Below are 14046 nucleotides of genomic sequence, written 5' to 3' on the forward strand. Positions count from 1 at the left end.
CAGGTCAGGCCGTCTCTTCGGCCGGCTCGTCCTCGGCGCCTGCGGCCCGCTCCCAGCCGAGCGGATTGCGGCGGTAGAGGACAAACAATGCCGCGATGACCACCGCGATCACGATGATGCCGACAAGCCCCATCCCCTGGATCGCCTCGATGACCACGTAAGGCACCCACAGGAAGCCGTCGACCACCGAGGTGATCTGCAGCGCGTCCGCCGGCAGCTTGAAGCCCGATGCGACAGCAGCGCTTGTGAACAGCGGCGCCAGCGCGTTGGCGACGTAGAAGCCGATGGCCAGCGTCACCGTGCCGATCACCACCATGCGGAACACGTTGCCTTTGACCAGCGGCGCGGTCATGGCGACGATGAAGGGGATGACCGCGAGGTCGGCGAACAGGATGACGCGGTTGCCCGGCAGGATGATGGACAGGATGATTGCGATCGGCACCAGGATCAGCGACGACGAGATCGCGGCCGGATGGCCGATCAGGATCGCCGAATCGAGACCAACGAGAAGCTCTCGGTCACCGGTGCGCTTGCGCACGAACGCCTGTGCGGCGTCGGAGACGGGGATCAGCCCCTCCATCAGGATCTTGACCATGCGCGGCAGCAGCAGCATCACCGCGGCCAGCGTCATGCCGGTGCCCAGAACCTTTGCCAGCACCACGCTGAGATCACCCGCATTGTAGAAGGCGATCGCACCAAGCACGAGGCCGATGATGAGGCCCATCACGACAGGTTCGCCGAACACGCCGAACCTGCGCTCGATCGTGTCCGTGTTGATGTTGATGCGGTTGATCCCGGGAATGCGGTCCATGATCCAGTTGAGCACAATGGCGATCGGCAGGATCTGTGCCGAGGCGAGATGCGGCACCGAAATGCCGGGCACGCCGTAGAACTGCTGCACCGCGCGCGCCGACCAGTCGGCGAACAGCAGCGAGAGTGCGGCGACAAGTGCCGCGACGGCGATGCCATAGGCCAGATTGTCGGTTGCGGCGACCACCAGCGAGCCGACAAAGGCGAAGTGCCAGAAATTCCAGACGTCGACATTGAGCGTGCGCGTCATGCGTGTCAGCAGCAGCACGATATTGACCAGGATGCCGACCGGAATGACCCAAAGGCCGACCGATGAGCCGAAGGCGATCGCGGCCGCGGAGGGCCAGCCGACATCGATGATGTCGCGATGGATGCCGGTGTTGGTGACGATGGCCTTGGCGACGTCGCCAATCGACGTGAACATCAGGCCAAGCACCAGATTGATGCCGATGAAGGCGACGCCGATGGTGACGGCGGCGCGAAAAGCCTTGCTCACTTTGGCGCCCAGAACCACGGCGATGATGAAAATGACGATCGGCAGCAGGATCGTCGGGCCAAGCGTATCGATGGCCCCTTTGAGGCCCGCGAGAACAGTATCCATTTTTCCTCCCCTGGAGCCGCGAGCCTTCGCTCGACGCCTCGCAATGATGCTCCATCCAGCCTTTGACGCCGTGGCGCAAAGACACTCCCCAATTTGCCCCAGAGGCGAATGCTTCCCGACTGTCGCGTCGGTGAACATTTGCCTTTGTTGACAAACGAATGTTTTATTGGGGTTGTTCGCTGCGATGTCAATTGGTTGCGCTTCGGCCAATCGAGCCCCGAAGGACGTCCCTTCCGAGGCGATTTCGTGGAAATTGCCGGTCGCGACCGGGTTTCGTTGGCAAATAGAACCCGTTCCCTGCTATCCGATCCCAAATCACGAAGCTGTGGACATTCCTGCATGACCAACGTCGCCCTGACCGGCCTTGCCCGTGATCTCGCCAGGCGTGCCGCCGAAGGCCGCCCGGTGCGCATTGGTGTCATCGGCTCGGGCGAAATGGGCACCGATCTGGTCACCCAAGGCATGCTGATGCCAGGCATTTCGATCTGCGCCGTCTCGACGCGCCGCCCGCACACCGCGCGCGATGCCATCCGCATCGCCTATGGCGATGAAGCCATGGCGGTCGAAGCCGACACCGCGTCGAAAGTCACCGGCGCCATCGAGAGCGGCAAGATCGCCATCACCTCGAACGAGATGCTGGTCACCAATCCGCTGATCGACGTCGTCATCGACGCCACCGGCAAGCCGGGTGTCGCCGCCGACTTCGACCTCATGGCGATGGAGCACGGCAAGCATCTGGTGATGATGAACGTCGAGGCCGACGTCACCATCGGTTGCTATCTGAAGCAGCAGGCCGACCGGCTTGGCGTCGTCTATTCGGTAGGTGCGGGCGACGAGCCGTCGAGCTGCATGGAACTGATCGAATTCGCGTCGGCGCTCGGGCTGACCATCGTCTCGGCAGGCAAGGGCAAGAACAACCCGCTCAACCACGATGCCGTGCCGGACGACTATCGCGCCGAAGCGATCCGCCGCAACATGAACCCGCGCATGCTGGTCGAGTTCGTCGACGGTTCCAAGACCATGGTCGAGATGTGCGCCATCGCCAACGCCACCGGGCTGGTGCCCGACGTGCCCGGTATGCACGGCCCCAAGGCCGACCGCGATGATCTCGCCAAGGTGCTGATCCCGCGCGAGGATGGCGGTCTGCTGTTGAAGAAAGGCGTCGTCGACTACACGGTCGGCAAAGGCGTCGCGCCTGGCGTCTTCGTCATCGTCGAGGCGACGCATCCGCGCATCATTGAGCGCATGGACGATCTGCATATCGGCCACGGCCCCTATTACAGCCTGTTCCGGCCCTATCATCTGACGTCGCTGGAGGTGCCGCTGACCGCCGCCCGCATCGTGCTTTTCGGCAAGCCCGACATGGTGCCGCTGCCGCGGCCGGTCGCCGAAGTCTGCGCCGTCGCCAAGCGCGACCTTGGCGCCGGCGAGACCTTCGATGCGATCGGCGAGACCTGCTACCGCTCCTGGACGATGACCGTCGGCGACGCTCGTGCCCAGCGCGCTGTGCCGGTCGGCCTGCTCGAGGGCGGCAAGGTGCTGAAACCGATCAGGAAAGGCGAGTTGCTGACGGCGAATAATGCCGCGCCCGACCAGTCGACTAGGCTGTTCGCCTTGCGCCGGCTGCAGGACGAGATGCTGTACGGGGCTGAAGGCCGCGCGCCTCTGGCGGAGCGGTTGGCCGACATTGCCGTCGATTTGAGGACCAAGGCGGGCGAGGGCGGTCGCGTCGTGAGCAAGAACGAGATCGACGACATGTGGGGCGGCAGCCAGAACGAGGCCTGACCAGGGGCACACGGGGCTGATGGGTTGGACAGCCTATTGGCGGCCCGGATTTCGTCGTTCGTTTGGATTGATCAGCATAAACATTCGGGATTGACCGAGGCCTTCCCCTTCGTCATCCACGGGTGGAGCAAGGAGCGGAGCGACGCAGCGCAGACCCGAGGATCCATGCCGCGACCTTGATCGAGGAATGCAGCGGAGCAGAATTCTGCGCCGTAGCGGCGCTCGGATGTCACGGCATGGATCCTATGGTCTGCGCCGCGTCGCTTCGCTCCTTGCTCCGCCATAGGATGACGAAGCGATGGGCGTTTCCGCCAAGGCGTCAACGCAAGGAGTTACCGGCTTACTTCCCGAGCTCGACAGACCGCAACCGCGCCGCCTCCACCGCCTGCGTCAGCAGATTTGTCAGCCGGTCCTCGCCCATCAGCACCTCCAGCGCCGCGGCCGTCGTCCCTTTGGGGCTGGTCACCTGCTGGCGCAGCACGCCCGGCTCCTCGCCGCTTTCGGCGGCGAGCGAGGCGGCGCCGTAGACGGTCTGCATGGCGAGCAACTTGGCGGTCGCCGTCGGCAGACCGGCCTTCTCGGCGGCGACGGTCAGCGCTTCGATGAAATGGAAGATATAGGCCGGCCCCGATCCCGACACGGCGGTCACCGCATCCATCAGGCCCTCGTCGTCGATGGTGGTCACTTCGCCGCTCGCCGACAAAAGGTCGGCGACGAAACGCTTGGTGTCGTCGGATACCAGTCTGTTGGAAAACACCACCATCATGCCCTTGCCGATTGCTGCCGGCGTGTTGGGCATGCAGCGCACAACAGGCGCGCGGCTGCCCAGGATTTCCTCGAAGGTGGCGGCAGGCGTGCCGGCGGCGATGCTGACGAAGGTGGTGCGGCTATCGCCGAAGCGCTTATAGGCGGCGGTGACCTCGCGGATCACCTGCGGCTTCACCGCGATGACGACGAGATCGGGCACGGCGTCTGCTGGAATATCGCCGGCATCGGCTGATGTGCCGCAGCCCAACGCTGCGGCGCGATTGCGCAGATCGGCATTGGGCTCGACCACGAAGACCGCTGATGGCGCAAGCTTGCCGGATTTCAGCCAGCCCGAGAGCATGGCGTAGCCCATATTGCCGCAGCCGGCGAGAACAAGTCTGATCGTCATCGAAAGCCCTCCGAAGGAAGCCATCACATAGACGCTGGCGCTTCCCTGGGGAAGCCCTGTCAGGATCGCGAGCCATGATCGGGATCGCGTACCGCGATTGGCCGCAGCGACACTTGCCTGAGGCCAAGCACGCCGAGCACGAAGAACAGCCAGACCGGGTCGCCGCGATGGAAGAAGAAGCTTTCGAGGAAGGCGTTCAGCGCCGTGAACAGCACCACCATCATGAAGAAGTCGCCGAGAAAGATGTTTTCCCTGCGCAACGGAATGCGCATGTAGTCGCGCAGCGGCGCGATGAGGAAAGTGTAGACCGCCACGCACAGTGCCGGAATGCCCATCAGCACGGCGATGTCGAGATAGCCGTCATGGCCGTGCACGATGGTCCTGATGTCCCACGGCCGGTCGAAAGGCTGATCCTGGTTGAGCAGCAGCGGCGTGCCCCAGAAGCTCTCATAGCCGTAGCCGGTCCATGGCTTCTTCGCCAGCATGCTGCCGGCGAACTCCCACAGCGTCGTGCGGCCGGTATAGGTCATGCCGGGGAAATAGATCGCCGCCAGATGTTTTACAGGCGGCAGGAAGACGATGCCCAGCGTGCCGACCGCTGTCGCGACGATCGCCAGCGAAAACAGGATCGGCGTGCCGAGCCGCATGCCTATCAGGCTCGGGAACATCACGATCAGGATCGAGAACGGCACCAGGCCGGCGGTCGTCTTGGAGCCGGTGTGCAGCATGAAGATCATTGCTGCGAGGAAGATCCCGGCGCCCCAGTAGCGCTGTCCGCGCCGGTAGAGATAGAGGCCTGCGAAGCTGAGGCAGGCCATGATCGGCCCGGCGATGTTCTTGTGGGTAAACACGCCGCGCCACAGGCCGGCATGCTCGGGCTCCTGCGAGTCGGCGGTGTGCATCGCCTCGTGCGGAAAGACGATGAGGCCGAGATAGGAAAGGCCCATGACCACGACGGCGGTGAAGATGATCACCTTCGAGAAGGCTTCGGCGTCGCGCGGCAGCACCAGGATCGTCGCCATCGTCAGGATGCCGATCAGGGTGAAGGAGGCGGCGCGCATCGCCGAAGGCGGATCGGTCGACAGGACCACCGACAGGAAAAAGAAGCCCAGCATCAGCACCCAGGATGGGCTGAGCAGCGAGCGCACGACGCGCGGATCGGCAAAGGCCATCAGCGAGAAGATCGACATGGCGCCGAGCGAGCCGAAGCCAAGCTGGTTGACGATGTCGCCGCCTTGACCGGTAAGTTCTGCGCCGCCCGGCTGGAACGGCCGGAAGGACACCATGATGACGGTGAACAGCAGCGCGGCAATGGCGGTGGCCACGCCTTCGCGCGTGAACGCGGCGCTGAGCGGCGCGTGCTCAGTTTTTCTCAGGCTGGCGGTATTGCTCATTGGCATATCCGAATTCGGCCAGCACGCGGCCCAGCGCCACATGGACGGGGTAGATGGCGATATCAGGCGATCCGGTCCGCGCCAGCCGGATCAGGCCGCGAAAGGGCGAAGCGGCAAGCAGTGCCAGGCTCTTCAGCAACACTTTGGCGCCGGCCATTGGCGTGCCGGCACGCTTCTTCTTTTCGACCAGTGTCGAGATCACGCCGTTGCGCAGGCTGCGGGCACGGATCCAGTCGGCTTCGATACGCCGCGCCGGAACGGTTTCCAGCACCTTGGCCTCGGCGCACCAACCCAGAACAAAGCCCTTTTGCGCCGACCGGCTGAGAAAGTCGGAATCGCCGCCGCCCATGAAGTTGAATCTGAGATCGAGAAAGGGCGGACCCATGGCGATCAGCACGTTGCGCCCGACCAGAAGATTGCCGGACGAATAGAGCGCCGGCACGCGTCCGGTTTCCCGATAAGGCGGCGCGAACACCGGATGCTCGGCCCATCGCGCATGGGCAGGGTCGGCAAACATGGGCACCTGCGGGCCGCCGACAATATCGGCGCCAAGCGTTTCGGCAGCCTGGCACATCCGTTCCAGCCATTGCGGATCGGCGATCTCGTCATCGTCGATGACCAGCAGATGCCTGAAGTTCGGGAATTGCAGGATGGCCGTCTGCCAGCCGGCATTGTAGGCGCTGCAATTGCCGCGCTCATGCGCGATGATCGCTAAGCCCGACATTTCGCCCCGCTCGAACAGCGGCAGCGCTGCCTTGGCGCCGGCCCGCGCCTCGGCTTCGTTTTCCATGACGATCACGGCAAAGCGCCTGCCGGTTTGCTGCGCGCGCAGCGACGCCAGCGTTTCCAGCACCTGCTCGGGGCGCTTGAAGGTCGGCAAGGTGACGACGGCTTCGACGGCCTCGACGTCGAGCCGCGGCGTGCGTCCAGCGATCGATACCGAACCGTCCGATGGCAAAGGGATCATCCGCGTCCAGCCACATGGTGAGTTGGGCTCTGGTAGCACCACGGTTGATAAGGTTTCGTTAATCACCTTCCACGGAGAAGCCCGCCAGACAGGGACTTTCGGCCGTCGAATGTGCTGGCTTAATCAAGGGTTCACCGCACTTTGCTACCGGCTACACCACAGGATAGGTGAGATGCATCTGCTGTTCGCCACATCGATCGTGCCTGACGGCGCTCTCGCCTCGGGCTACGAGATCGCCAACGCTGCGATCATCGCTGCCTTGCGGCGCGCTGGCGCGCGCGTAACCGTCATCGGCTTCACCTGGCCGGGAAAACCCGCGGCCGACCCCGAAAACACCGTGGTTCTGGGTGCCATCGACGTGCGCACGGACAATGCCTCCGCGCGGCAAAAGCTGGCCTGGGTCGGCAAGGCGCTGCTTTCGGGCCTCACCTTCGCCTCGGCCAAGCTGCGCGCCGTGTCCGACAGCGATGTTCTCGCTGCCATTGAGCGCGCTGGACCGGTTGATGGCTATGTCTTGAATTCCGTGCAGTTCGCCGGTGCCTTCGAAAAACTGTTCACCGACCGGCCTTCGATCTTCGTTGCCCACAATGTCGAGCATCTTTCGGCGCGGGAGAATGCCGCTGCCGCCGGCAGCCTCTTCCAGCGCCTGCTGTTTCGCCGCGAGGCGAGGCTGCTCAAGACCATCGAAGACCGTCTCTGCCGCCGGGCGCGCTTCGTCTTCACCCTGGCCGAAGAAGACCGCGCCGCCCTCGGTGTCGCCTCGCACGACCGCTCGGCGGTGCTGCCACTGGTGACCGGTGCCCTCGCGCCAACCCTGAAAGGCCCGCGCCGCATCGACTGCGACGCCGCCCTGATCGGCACCTGGACCTGGCAGCCGAACCGCATCGGCCTCGACTGGTTTCTGGGCAAAGTCGTGCCGCATCTGCGGCCCGACTTTCGCATCCGCATCGCCGGCCACATGCCTTCGGGCGTCACGTCGAAGCATCCGGGTGTGGAATTTGTCGGCCGCGTGCCCGACGCGCAGGCTTTCGTGCGTGGCGCTGCCGTCATCCCGCTGATCAGCACCGCCGGCAGCGGCGTCCAGTTGAAGACAATCGAAACCTTCGAGCTCGGCCTGCCTTCGGTCGCCACCAGCCGTTCGCTGCGCGGCATCGACCACCGTCCGGCCAACTGCGTCATCACCGACGATCCCGTCGCCTTCGCCAGGGCACTCGAGGCTGCGGCGGCCGACATCCGCGATGTTGACGGCAGCGCGTTCCGGGGCTCGCAGGTCAAGGCGCTCGACGCAGCCATCCGGCTCGGCCTCGAAAAGCTCGCACCCGTCAGGCAGGAGGCGTTTGCATGAACATGCATTCCGCCCGCGCCGCGTTCGGGCTCGACACGCTGAAGACGATCCTTGGCATCCCGGTGGTAGCGGTCCGCTGGAACGATGCCATCGCCCTGCTGAACCGGTTGATTGCCGAGCGGCGCTTCACCAAGGTCAGTTTCCTCAACGCCCACAACGCCAACATCGCCTATACCGACCCGGTGTTCGCCGAGGCACTCGATGATTTCCTCATCCTGCCCGACGGCATCGGTATCGATCTGGCGGCGAGACTCCTCTATGGGGCGCCATTTCCCGACAATCTCAACGGTACCGATTTCGTCCCGGCCTTCCTGCAGGCCTCGACGACGCCGCTGACCGTCGGGCTGCTCGGCGCGACGCGCGTCAATGCCGAAGCGGCGTCGGTCAAGCTGGCGGCTCTGGCCGTGCAGCACAAATTCGTGGTGATCCATGACGGCTATTTCCCCGCTTCGCAGGAGCAGGAAATCGTCGACCGGATTGCCGCGCTTCGGCCCGACGTGCTGCTCGTCGCCATGGGCGTGCCACGCCAGGAATTGTGGATCGAACGCCATATCGACGCGCGCCATTGCACGCTGCCGATCGCCGTCGGCGCGTTGCTTGATTTCCTGAGCGGCGCGGTGCCCCGCGCGCCCTTGTGGATGCGCCGGCTGCGGCTCGAATGGCTGTTCCGGTTGGCTGTCGAACCGAGCCGCCTGTGGCGCCGCTATGTGGTCGGCAACCCGCTGTTCCTGCTGCGCGTCGTCAGGCAGAAATTCTCGCTTGCGCCCGAAGCAGCGAGGGATATCAAGTGAACAGCAGGTTCGTGCCAGGTGCCGCTGCCGAGCCGAGCCCGCTGCGGCAGACACCGACGGCGGCAATCGTGACGGCAAGCTACGCACCCGACTTCGAGCGCTGCCGTCTGCTGTGCGAGACACTTGATCGCCACGTTTCGGGCGCGGCGCACCATTACATCCTGGTCGAACATCGCGACGTCAGTCTGTTTCGCCAATTGGAAACCGGCCGCCGCACGGTCGTCGACGAGCGTGAATTGCTGCCGCGCTGGCTGCACGCTTTCGACGATCCGCTCAGCCTGTTTCGCCGGCGCGTGTGGCTCAGCCTTAAGACCCAACCGCTGCGCGGCTGGCATGTGCAGCAGTTGCGTCGCATCGCCATCTCGGCGCATGCCGGGGAAGACGTGCTCATCTTCTGCGATTCCGATGTCGCCTTCCTGAAACCTTTCGATTGCGGCGCCTTCTGGCGCGACGGCAAGGTGCGCCTGTTCCGCCGCGACGGTGTGCTGGCGGACGAAGGTCATGAGGAGCATCGCATCTGGTCGCGCAATGCGGGCTCGGCACTCGGCATCGACCCGTCCCGGACGTCGATCCATGATTATATCTCGACGCTGATCGCGTGGCGGCGCGACAGCGTGCTGGCCATGTGCGGCGAGATCGAGAAGGTCCATGGCCGCGACTGGGTCGAGGTCGTCGGCTGGGCGCGCAAATTCTCCGAATGCATGATCTACGGCCGCTATGTCGATGATCTGCTGGACGGAGCCGGCCACTTCCACGGTTCCGAAGAGTTCTGCCGTGTGCACTGGGCCGGCGAAGCGCTTTCGGATGACGAGTTCCGCCGCTTCGTTGCCGCCATGGCGCCGGAGCAGGTGGCGATCGGCATGCAGTCCTTCATCGGCACCGACATCGGCCGCATCCGCCGTCTGATCGGGCTAGACCGCTCTTAGTGCTAAATCGCCTTCGCCGGCTTGCGCATCGCCGAATAGGTGAGCAGCGTCGAGGCGAGATACAGAAGCAGGAAGACGACATTGAGCGATAGCACCAGACTAGGCGTGTCGAGGATGGTCGTCAGCACATAGGTCAGCAACAGTGCCTTCAGCGCGGCGAGCAGGCCGAGATTGAGCGCCCGTACCAGCGTCTGGCCGCGCGCGAACAAAAGTTCGGCCTGGTATTCGACAAGATTGCGCAGTCCCGGCACGCAGATCGCCAGCACCACCAGCGGGGCAGCCTCGGCGACATTCTTGCCGAGTGCGTTGGGGAAGAAGTGCAGCACGATGCCAAGCGTCAGCAGCGCTGCCGTGGAGACCGCGAACACACCGCCTTCGATGCCGCTCTTGACCGCCAGCCGTGACAACAGTTCCGGTGCGCGCATCATGCGCTGCACCAGCATCATCGAGAAGGTGCGGATCGGAATGGCCGTCAGGTCTACCAGCCGCATGATGATGGCGTAGATGCCGGCCAGATGCGGGCCGCCGATTGCCAGCACCAGCAGCTTGTCGAACTCCATCTGCAGGTAGAACAGCACTTCGGCGCCGGCCACATAGATGGAATCGGCCAATCGCCGAAGATACAGTTCGACGCGCAGCCGCAGCCTCTGGCGCGGGTAGAAGAAGCCGAAGGCAATCAGCAGCGAGGCGGCATTGGCGCCGATATAGAACCAAGACCATATCCAGACGCTGTGTTGTGCTGAGAACATGAACAGCACCGCGCCGAGCGCCCGCAGCGCGGTCGCCAGGATGGCCAGCAGCGCGGCGCGGCCGAATTTGCCCAGGCCGTTGTTGACGATCAGTGCTACCTCGACCGGCCGCCACAACAGCGCTTCGGCAAAGACGATTGCCGCAAACACCGACAGCGGCACGGTGTCGGCGAAGAAAAGCAGATAGACGCCGAACGAGGCCGCGGCCAGCAGCGGCAGCGACAGCACGCCGAGCAGCAGGAAGCCGGCGGAGAAGGTGCCGATCAGATTGGGGCGGATGGTGGCGGTGCGGTAGAGCGCCGAGATGAACCCGAAAGCGAGGATGCGCGACAGCATGACACCGGCCGCCGATGCGGTGGCGAACATGCCGAATTCGGAAATGGACAGCGTGTTGGCCAACGCGATGAAATAGGCCAGCGAAAACACCAGTCGCCCGCCGGCGCCGCTGATCGCCGAGAAATAGTCGCGAAGCAGCCCCCGTCGTTCGGCCAAAAAGCTGCCGATCCGGGCGAGGGGCCGCCTTTGCGGTATGTCACTGGCCTGCGTCATGTCTCGAGGAGAGCCTAGGCCGGAAAACTTAACGTGCCGTTCTGGAGCTTGGGCTTGTGTCGAAAATAGATGCAACCGAAGCGAGAAACCGACGCTTCGGCGCGGGAAAATTAACCTTTTGTTTTCCATGCCTGTTTAGCGTGGCTTAACGAATGGCCAATCGCCGTTTGCAGGTCGCCAAAGGTAAAGTTCCAGACGATGGTCGACAGGGAAAACCGCGAAGACTGGAAGCGCGAGCGCTCATTGCTGGCGCTTGGCCAGGCTGTGCGCGGCGACGAACCCGACGCGTCCCTGGTCTCGATAGGCGATCGGGCAGACCCGTCATGGCGCGAGGATGCCGCCACCCGTCATCGCCTCGCCCGTTCGCAGCGCGAGGCGCGCAACCCGAAACTGTCGGATCCGGTCGCAACCGACGGGGATCAGGAGCGGGCTTCATCGCCGCACCGCGCGCAAACCACGCCACGGACACAAATCAGTGCCGCCGAAACCGCTGGCGCCCGTCGCGCCGATCATGCATCGGAACCTTACGCTGCGGGCGACGCGTCGGTATCCCGAAACGACGGCATGGACAGCCAGCAGTGGAAGCCGCTGATCGATCCGATGCAGGTCGTGCGCGGTGTCGGCAAGTCGAAGCTGCTGATCGTGACGACGACACTACTGGGCGCTGCGCTCGGCGTCACCATAGCGCTGTCGACGCCGAAGAAATATGAGGCCACCACCGAACTGATCGTCGACCCGCGCGACCTGAAGCTAACCGATCGCGACCTCACCCAGTCGGTCGTCGCTTCCGACGCCACGCTGGCCATCGTCGAGAACCAGGTTCGGGTGCTGACCTCAGGCACCGTTCTCAACAAGGTCGTCGACAAGCTCAATCTGGTCAACGATCCGGAATTCAATGGGCAAGGCGGCGGCGGCCTCAGCGTCATGTCGCTCATCCGCTCCGTCCTGTCGCGCAATGACGGGCCGGGGGGTGTCGACGACACCCGCCGCCGCGCGCTTGCTGTCGGCAATCTGGCCGAGAGCCTTTCGGTCGAACGCGGCGGCAAGACCTTCGTCATCACCGTCAGCGCCACCACGCAGAATGGCGAGAAATCAGCCCTCATCGCCAACACGATGACGGATGTCTTCCTGCAGACCTTCGGCCAGATCCAGTCGGACACCGCAGGCCGCGCCACCGACGAACTGACGGCCCGGCTCGACGAGTTGCGCAAGGGGGTCGAGGCGGCCGAGCGCAAGGTCGAGGATTTCAGGGCCACGCACGACCTCGTCGACGCGCAGGGCCATCTCATCAGCGACGACGAAATGCTGAAACTCAACGAGCAGCTGTCGGTTGCCCGCGCCCGCACGCTGGAGCTGAATGCCCGGGCCGCTTCGGCGCGGTCGGTCGACGTCAATTCGGTTCTCACCGGCACCTTGCCGGAGGAGATCAACTCCAACACGATGAGCGATCTGCGGTCGCAATATGCATCGCTCAAGCAGGAGGCTGACCGCGCTGCCATCCGGTTCGGCCCGCGTCACCCCGAACTCCAGGCGCTCAATGCCCAGATTGCCGGCGCACGCGACCGCATCGCCTCGGAGCTGCGCCGCATAGGCTCGTCGCTGCAGGTCGACCTCAAGCGCGCGGTCCAGCTCGAACAGGATCTTGCCTCTCGCCTGGCGCAGCTGAAGGTGCGCAGCGGCGACGTCAACAGCGACCTGGTGTCGATGCGCGAACTGGAGCGCGAGGCTACCGCCAAGCGTTCCGTCTACGAACAGTATCTGCTGCGCGCCAAGGAGACCGGCGAGCAGAAGGACATCAACACAGCCAACATCAATGTGATCTCGAAGGCCTTCGCGCCGCTCGAGCCGAACGGGCCGTCGCGGGTCGTGGTCGCGCTCGCCGGCCTGTTGCTGGGTTTCGCCTCCGGCATTGGCCTCGGAGCCATGCGTGGCGCCTACGAGAGCCTGCGTGACACTGCCAATTCGCGCTCGCGTCGCGACCATGGCACGGACGAACACCGGACGCCTTACGAAGACAAGGCATATCGGTCAGCGCCGCCGCCGGCGCCGCCACAACCACCAGCGCCGCAGCCATCGACACCCCCGCCTGCATCACCACCGCCTGGCGCGCCATCGCCTGTCCAGCAAGCCGAGGTCTCGCCGGCCGAAGGTTCCGGCCGGATCGGTGCCTTGCTGTCGAGGCTGCACAAGTCCGTCTCACGCAGGCCGTCCCGGGAGGAGCCGTTCGATACCGTTGAATGGGCCTCTGCCGAAAACGCGAAACCAATGCAGGATCCGCAATACCGCGCTTATCCCCAGTCGGCGCCGGCCTTCGAGCCTCGGCAGGCGGCCGCGACAGCATACCCGGCGCCGCCTTTCCAGCCCGGCGGCCATCCGCAGCAGACGGCGCAGCCGCCACTGCCGCCTCCCATGGTGACGCAGCGGCCATATTCCGGGCCGCAGCTCTATCCCTACGCGCAGCCATTGGGCTACGCGCAGCCGCCGGGCTATCCCTATTTGCCATCGATGCCGGCCGCCAACGCCGGGCAGCAGCCCGATCCGGCTCAGCCTGCTTCCGAGTCCTATCCACAACCGCCCCTCCAGCAGCAACAGGCGCCTCAGCCTCATCAGCAATCGGCGGAGCCGTCGCGGGCCGTGGAGGATGCCGAGCAGCAAGCGCCAATCGAGGAAATCCGCGCCAGCCTGCGCGAATTCCGCGAAGCGGTTCGCGAACTGACCGAGAGCCGCGCGCGGCGCCGCTACTTCTGAGCCACAAAATTCTTCCAGGCGCCGTACAAAAACATGCCGGTTTCGCGTAAACGGCATGGGACGGCGCTTTGGCGGGATTGCATGTTGGAATTTTCGTGAAAATGCCACGCTGTGAAAGATCGAAAAGCGGGGGGGGGGGGGGGGGGGGGCGGGGGGGGGGTGGGGGGGGTGGGGGTGTTGAGTGGGGGTGTGTGGGAGTTTAAGAAAAAACGCGCCCCCGACGCG

10 protein-coding genes are annotated in these 14046 nt (G+C 64.5%); 5 read left to right on the plus strand and 5 right to left on the minus strand.

What is annotated here, in order from left to right:
* Positions 1-4: 4 nt before the first annotated feature.
* Positions 5-1411: a PTS galactitol transporter subunit IIC gene (locus NKJ04_RS16180; RefSeq protein WP_352553700.1), complete on the minus strand. Its 1407-nt coding sequence runs from the start codon at positions 1409-1411 to the stop codon at positions 5-7.
* Positions 1412-1750: 339 nt separating this feature from the next.
* Between NKJ04_RS16180 and NKJ04_RS16185 the strand changes: the two genes are divergently transcribed.
* Positions 1751-3196 carry an NAD(P)H-dependent oxidoreductase gene (locus NKJ04_RS16185; RefSeq protein ID WP_352676273.1) on the plus strand — a complete coding sequence of 482 codons (1446 nt, stop codon included), beginning with the start codon at positions 1751-1753 and terminating at the stop codon, positions 3194-3196.
* A gap of 340 nt (positions 3197-3536) precedes the next feature.
* Here the strand turns inward: NKJ04_RS16185 and proC are convergent, their stop codons facing one another.
* Genes proC through NKJ04_RS16200 form a run of 3 tightly spaced genes read right to left on the minus strand, consistent with a single transcriptional unit; the run spans position 3537 to position 6713 of the window.
* Complete coding sequence (gene proC / locus NKJ04_RS16190; protein WP_352676276.1) at positions 3537-4352, minus strand: pyrroline-5-carboxylate reductase; 816 nt, start codon at positions 4350-4352, stop codon at positions 3537-3539.
* A 59-nt stretch (positions 4353-4411) separates the two neighbouring features.
* Complete coding sequence (locus NKJ04_RS16195; RefSeq protein WP_352676279.1) at positions 4412-5746, minus strand: O-antigen ligase family protein; 1335 nt, start codon at positions 5744-5746, stop codon at positions 4412-4414.
* Positions 5715-6713, minus strand: coding sequence for a glycosyltransferase family 2 protein (locus tag NKJ04_RS16200; protein ID WP_352441054.1), 999 nt, complete (start codon positions 6711-6713; stop codon positions 5715-5717). The genes NKJ04_RS16195 and NKJ04_RS16200 overlap by 32 nt, the downstream gene beginning before the upstream one ends.
* 172 nt (positions 6714-6885) lie before the next feature.
* Between NKJ04_RS16200 and NKJ04_RS16205 the strand changes: the two genes are divergently transcribed.
* The 3 genes from NKJ04_RS16205 to NKJ04_RS16215 are packed head-to-tail and all read left to right on the plus strand — an operon-like array spanning position 6886 to position 9775.
* Positions 6886-8058, plus strand: a complete 1173-nt coding sequence (locus NKJ04_RS16205; RefSeq protein WP_352676282.1) for a glycosyltransferase family 4 protein — start codon at positions 6886-6888, stop codon at positions 8056-8058.
* Entirely contained in the window at positions 8055-8849 is a 795-nt protein-coding gene (locus NKJ04_RS16210; RefSeq protein WP_352676285.1) for a WecB/TagA/CpsF family glycosyltransferase, read from the plus strand. The genes NKJ04_RS16205 and NKJ04_RS16210 overlap by 4 nt, the downstream gene beginning before the upstream one ends.
* Complete coding sequence (locus NKJ04_RS16215; protein ID WP_352676288.1) at positions 8846-9775, plus strand: DUF6492 family protein; 930 nt, start codon at positions 8846-8848, stop codon at positions 9773-9775. Before NKJ04_RS16210 ends, NKJ04_RS16215 begins: the two co-directional genes overlap by 4 nt.
* Before the next feature lie 2 nt (positions 9776-9777).
* Here the strand turns inward: NKJ04_RS16215 and NKJ04_RS16220 are convergent, their stop codons facing one another.
* Entirely contained in the window at positions 9778-11073 is a 1296-nt protein-coding gene (locus tag NKJ04_RS16220; RefSeq protein WP_352676291.1) for a lipopolysaccharide biosynthesis protein, read from the minus strand.
* 198 nt (positions 11074-11271) lie between these two features.
* On the opposite strand from NKJ04_RS16220, the gene NKJ04_RS16225 reads away from it, so the two are divergent.
* Entirely contained in the window at positions 11272-13821 is a 2550-nt protein-coding gene (locus tag NKJ04_RS16225; protein ID WP_352676294.1) for a GumC family protein, read from the plus strand.
* Positions 13822-14046: the final 225 nt, after the last annotated feature.

This window comes from Mesorhizobium sp. M0618 (genome assembly GCF_040320765.1).
Lineage (GTDB): Bacteria > Pseudomonadota > Alphaproteobacteria > Rhizobiales > Rhizobiaceae > Mesorhizobium.

Bases quoted from the DNA above. Each gene is read 5' to 3' on its own strand.
- NKJ04_RS16200 (WP_352441054.1), bottom strand. From the start codon at position 6,713: ATGATCCCTTTGCCATCGGACGGTTCGGTATCGATCGCTGGACGCACG.
- NKJ04_RS16225 (WP_352676294.1), top strand. From the start codon at position 11,272: ATGGTCGACAGGGAAAACCGCGAAGACTGGAAGCGCGAGCGCTCATTG.
- NKJ04_RS16205 (WP_352676282.1), top strand. From the start codon at position 6,886: ATGCATCTGCTGTTCGCCACATCGATCGTGCCTGACGGCGCTCTCGCC.
- NKJ04_RS16180 (WP_352553700.1), bottom strand. From the start codon at position 1,411: ATGGATACTGTTCTCGCGGGCCTCAAAGGGGCCATCGATACGCTTGGC.
- NKJ04_RS16210 (WP_352676285.1), top strand. From the start codon at position 8,055: ATGAACATGCATTCCGCCCGCGCCGCGTTCGGGCTCGACACGCTGAAG.
- NKJ04_RS16220 (WP_352676291.1), bottom strand. From the start codon at position 11,073: ATGACGCAGGCCAGTGACATACCGCAAAGGCGGCCCCTCGCCCGGATC.
- proC (WP_352676276.1), bottom strand. From the start codon at position 4,352: ATGACGATCAGACTTGTTCTCGCCGGCTGCGGCAATATGGGCTACGCC.
- NKJ04_RS16195 (WP_352676279.1), bottom strand. From the start codon at position 5,746: ATGAGCAATACCGCCAGCCTGAGAAAAACTGAGCACGCGCCGCTCAGC.
- NKJ04_RS16185 (WP_352676273.1), top strand. From the start codon at position 1,751: ATGACCAACGTCGCCCTGACCGGCCTTGCCCGTGATCTCGCCAGGCGT.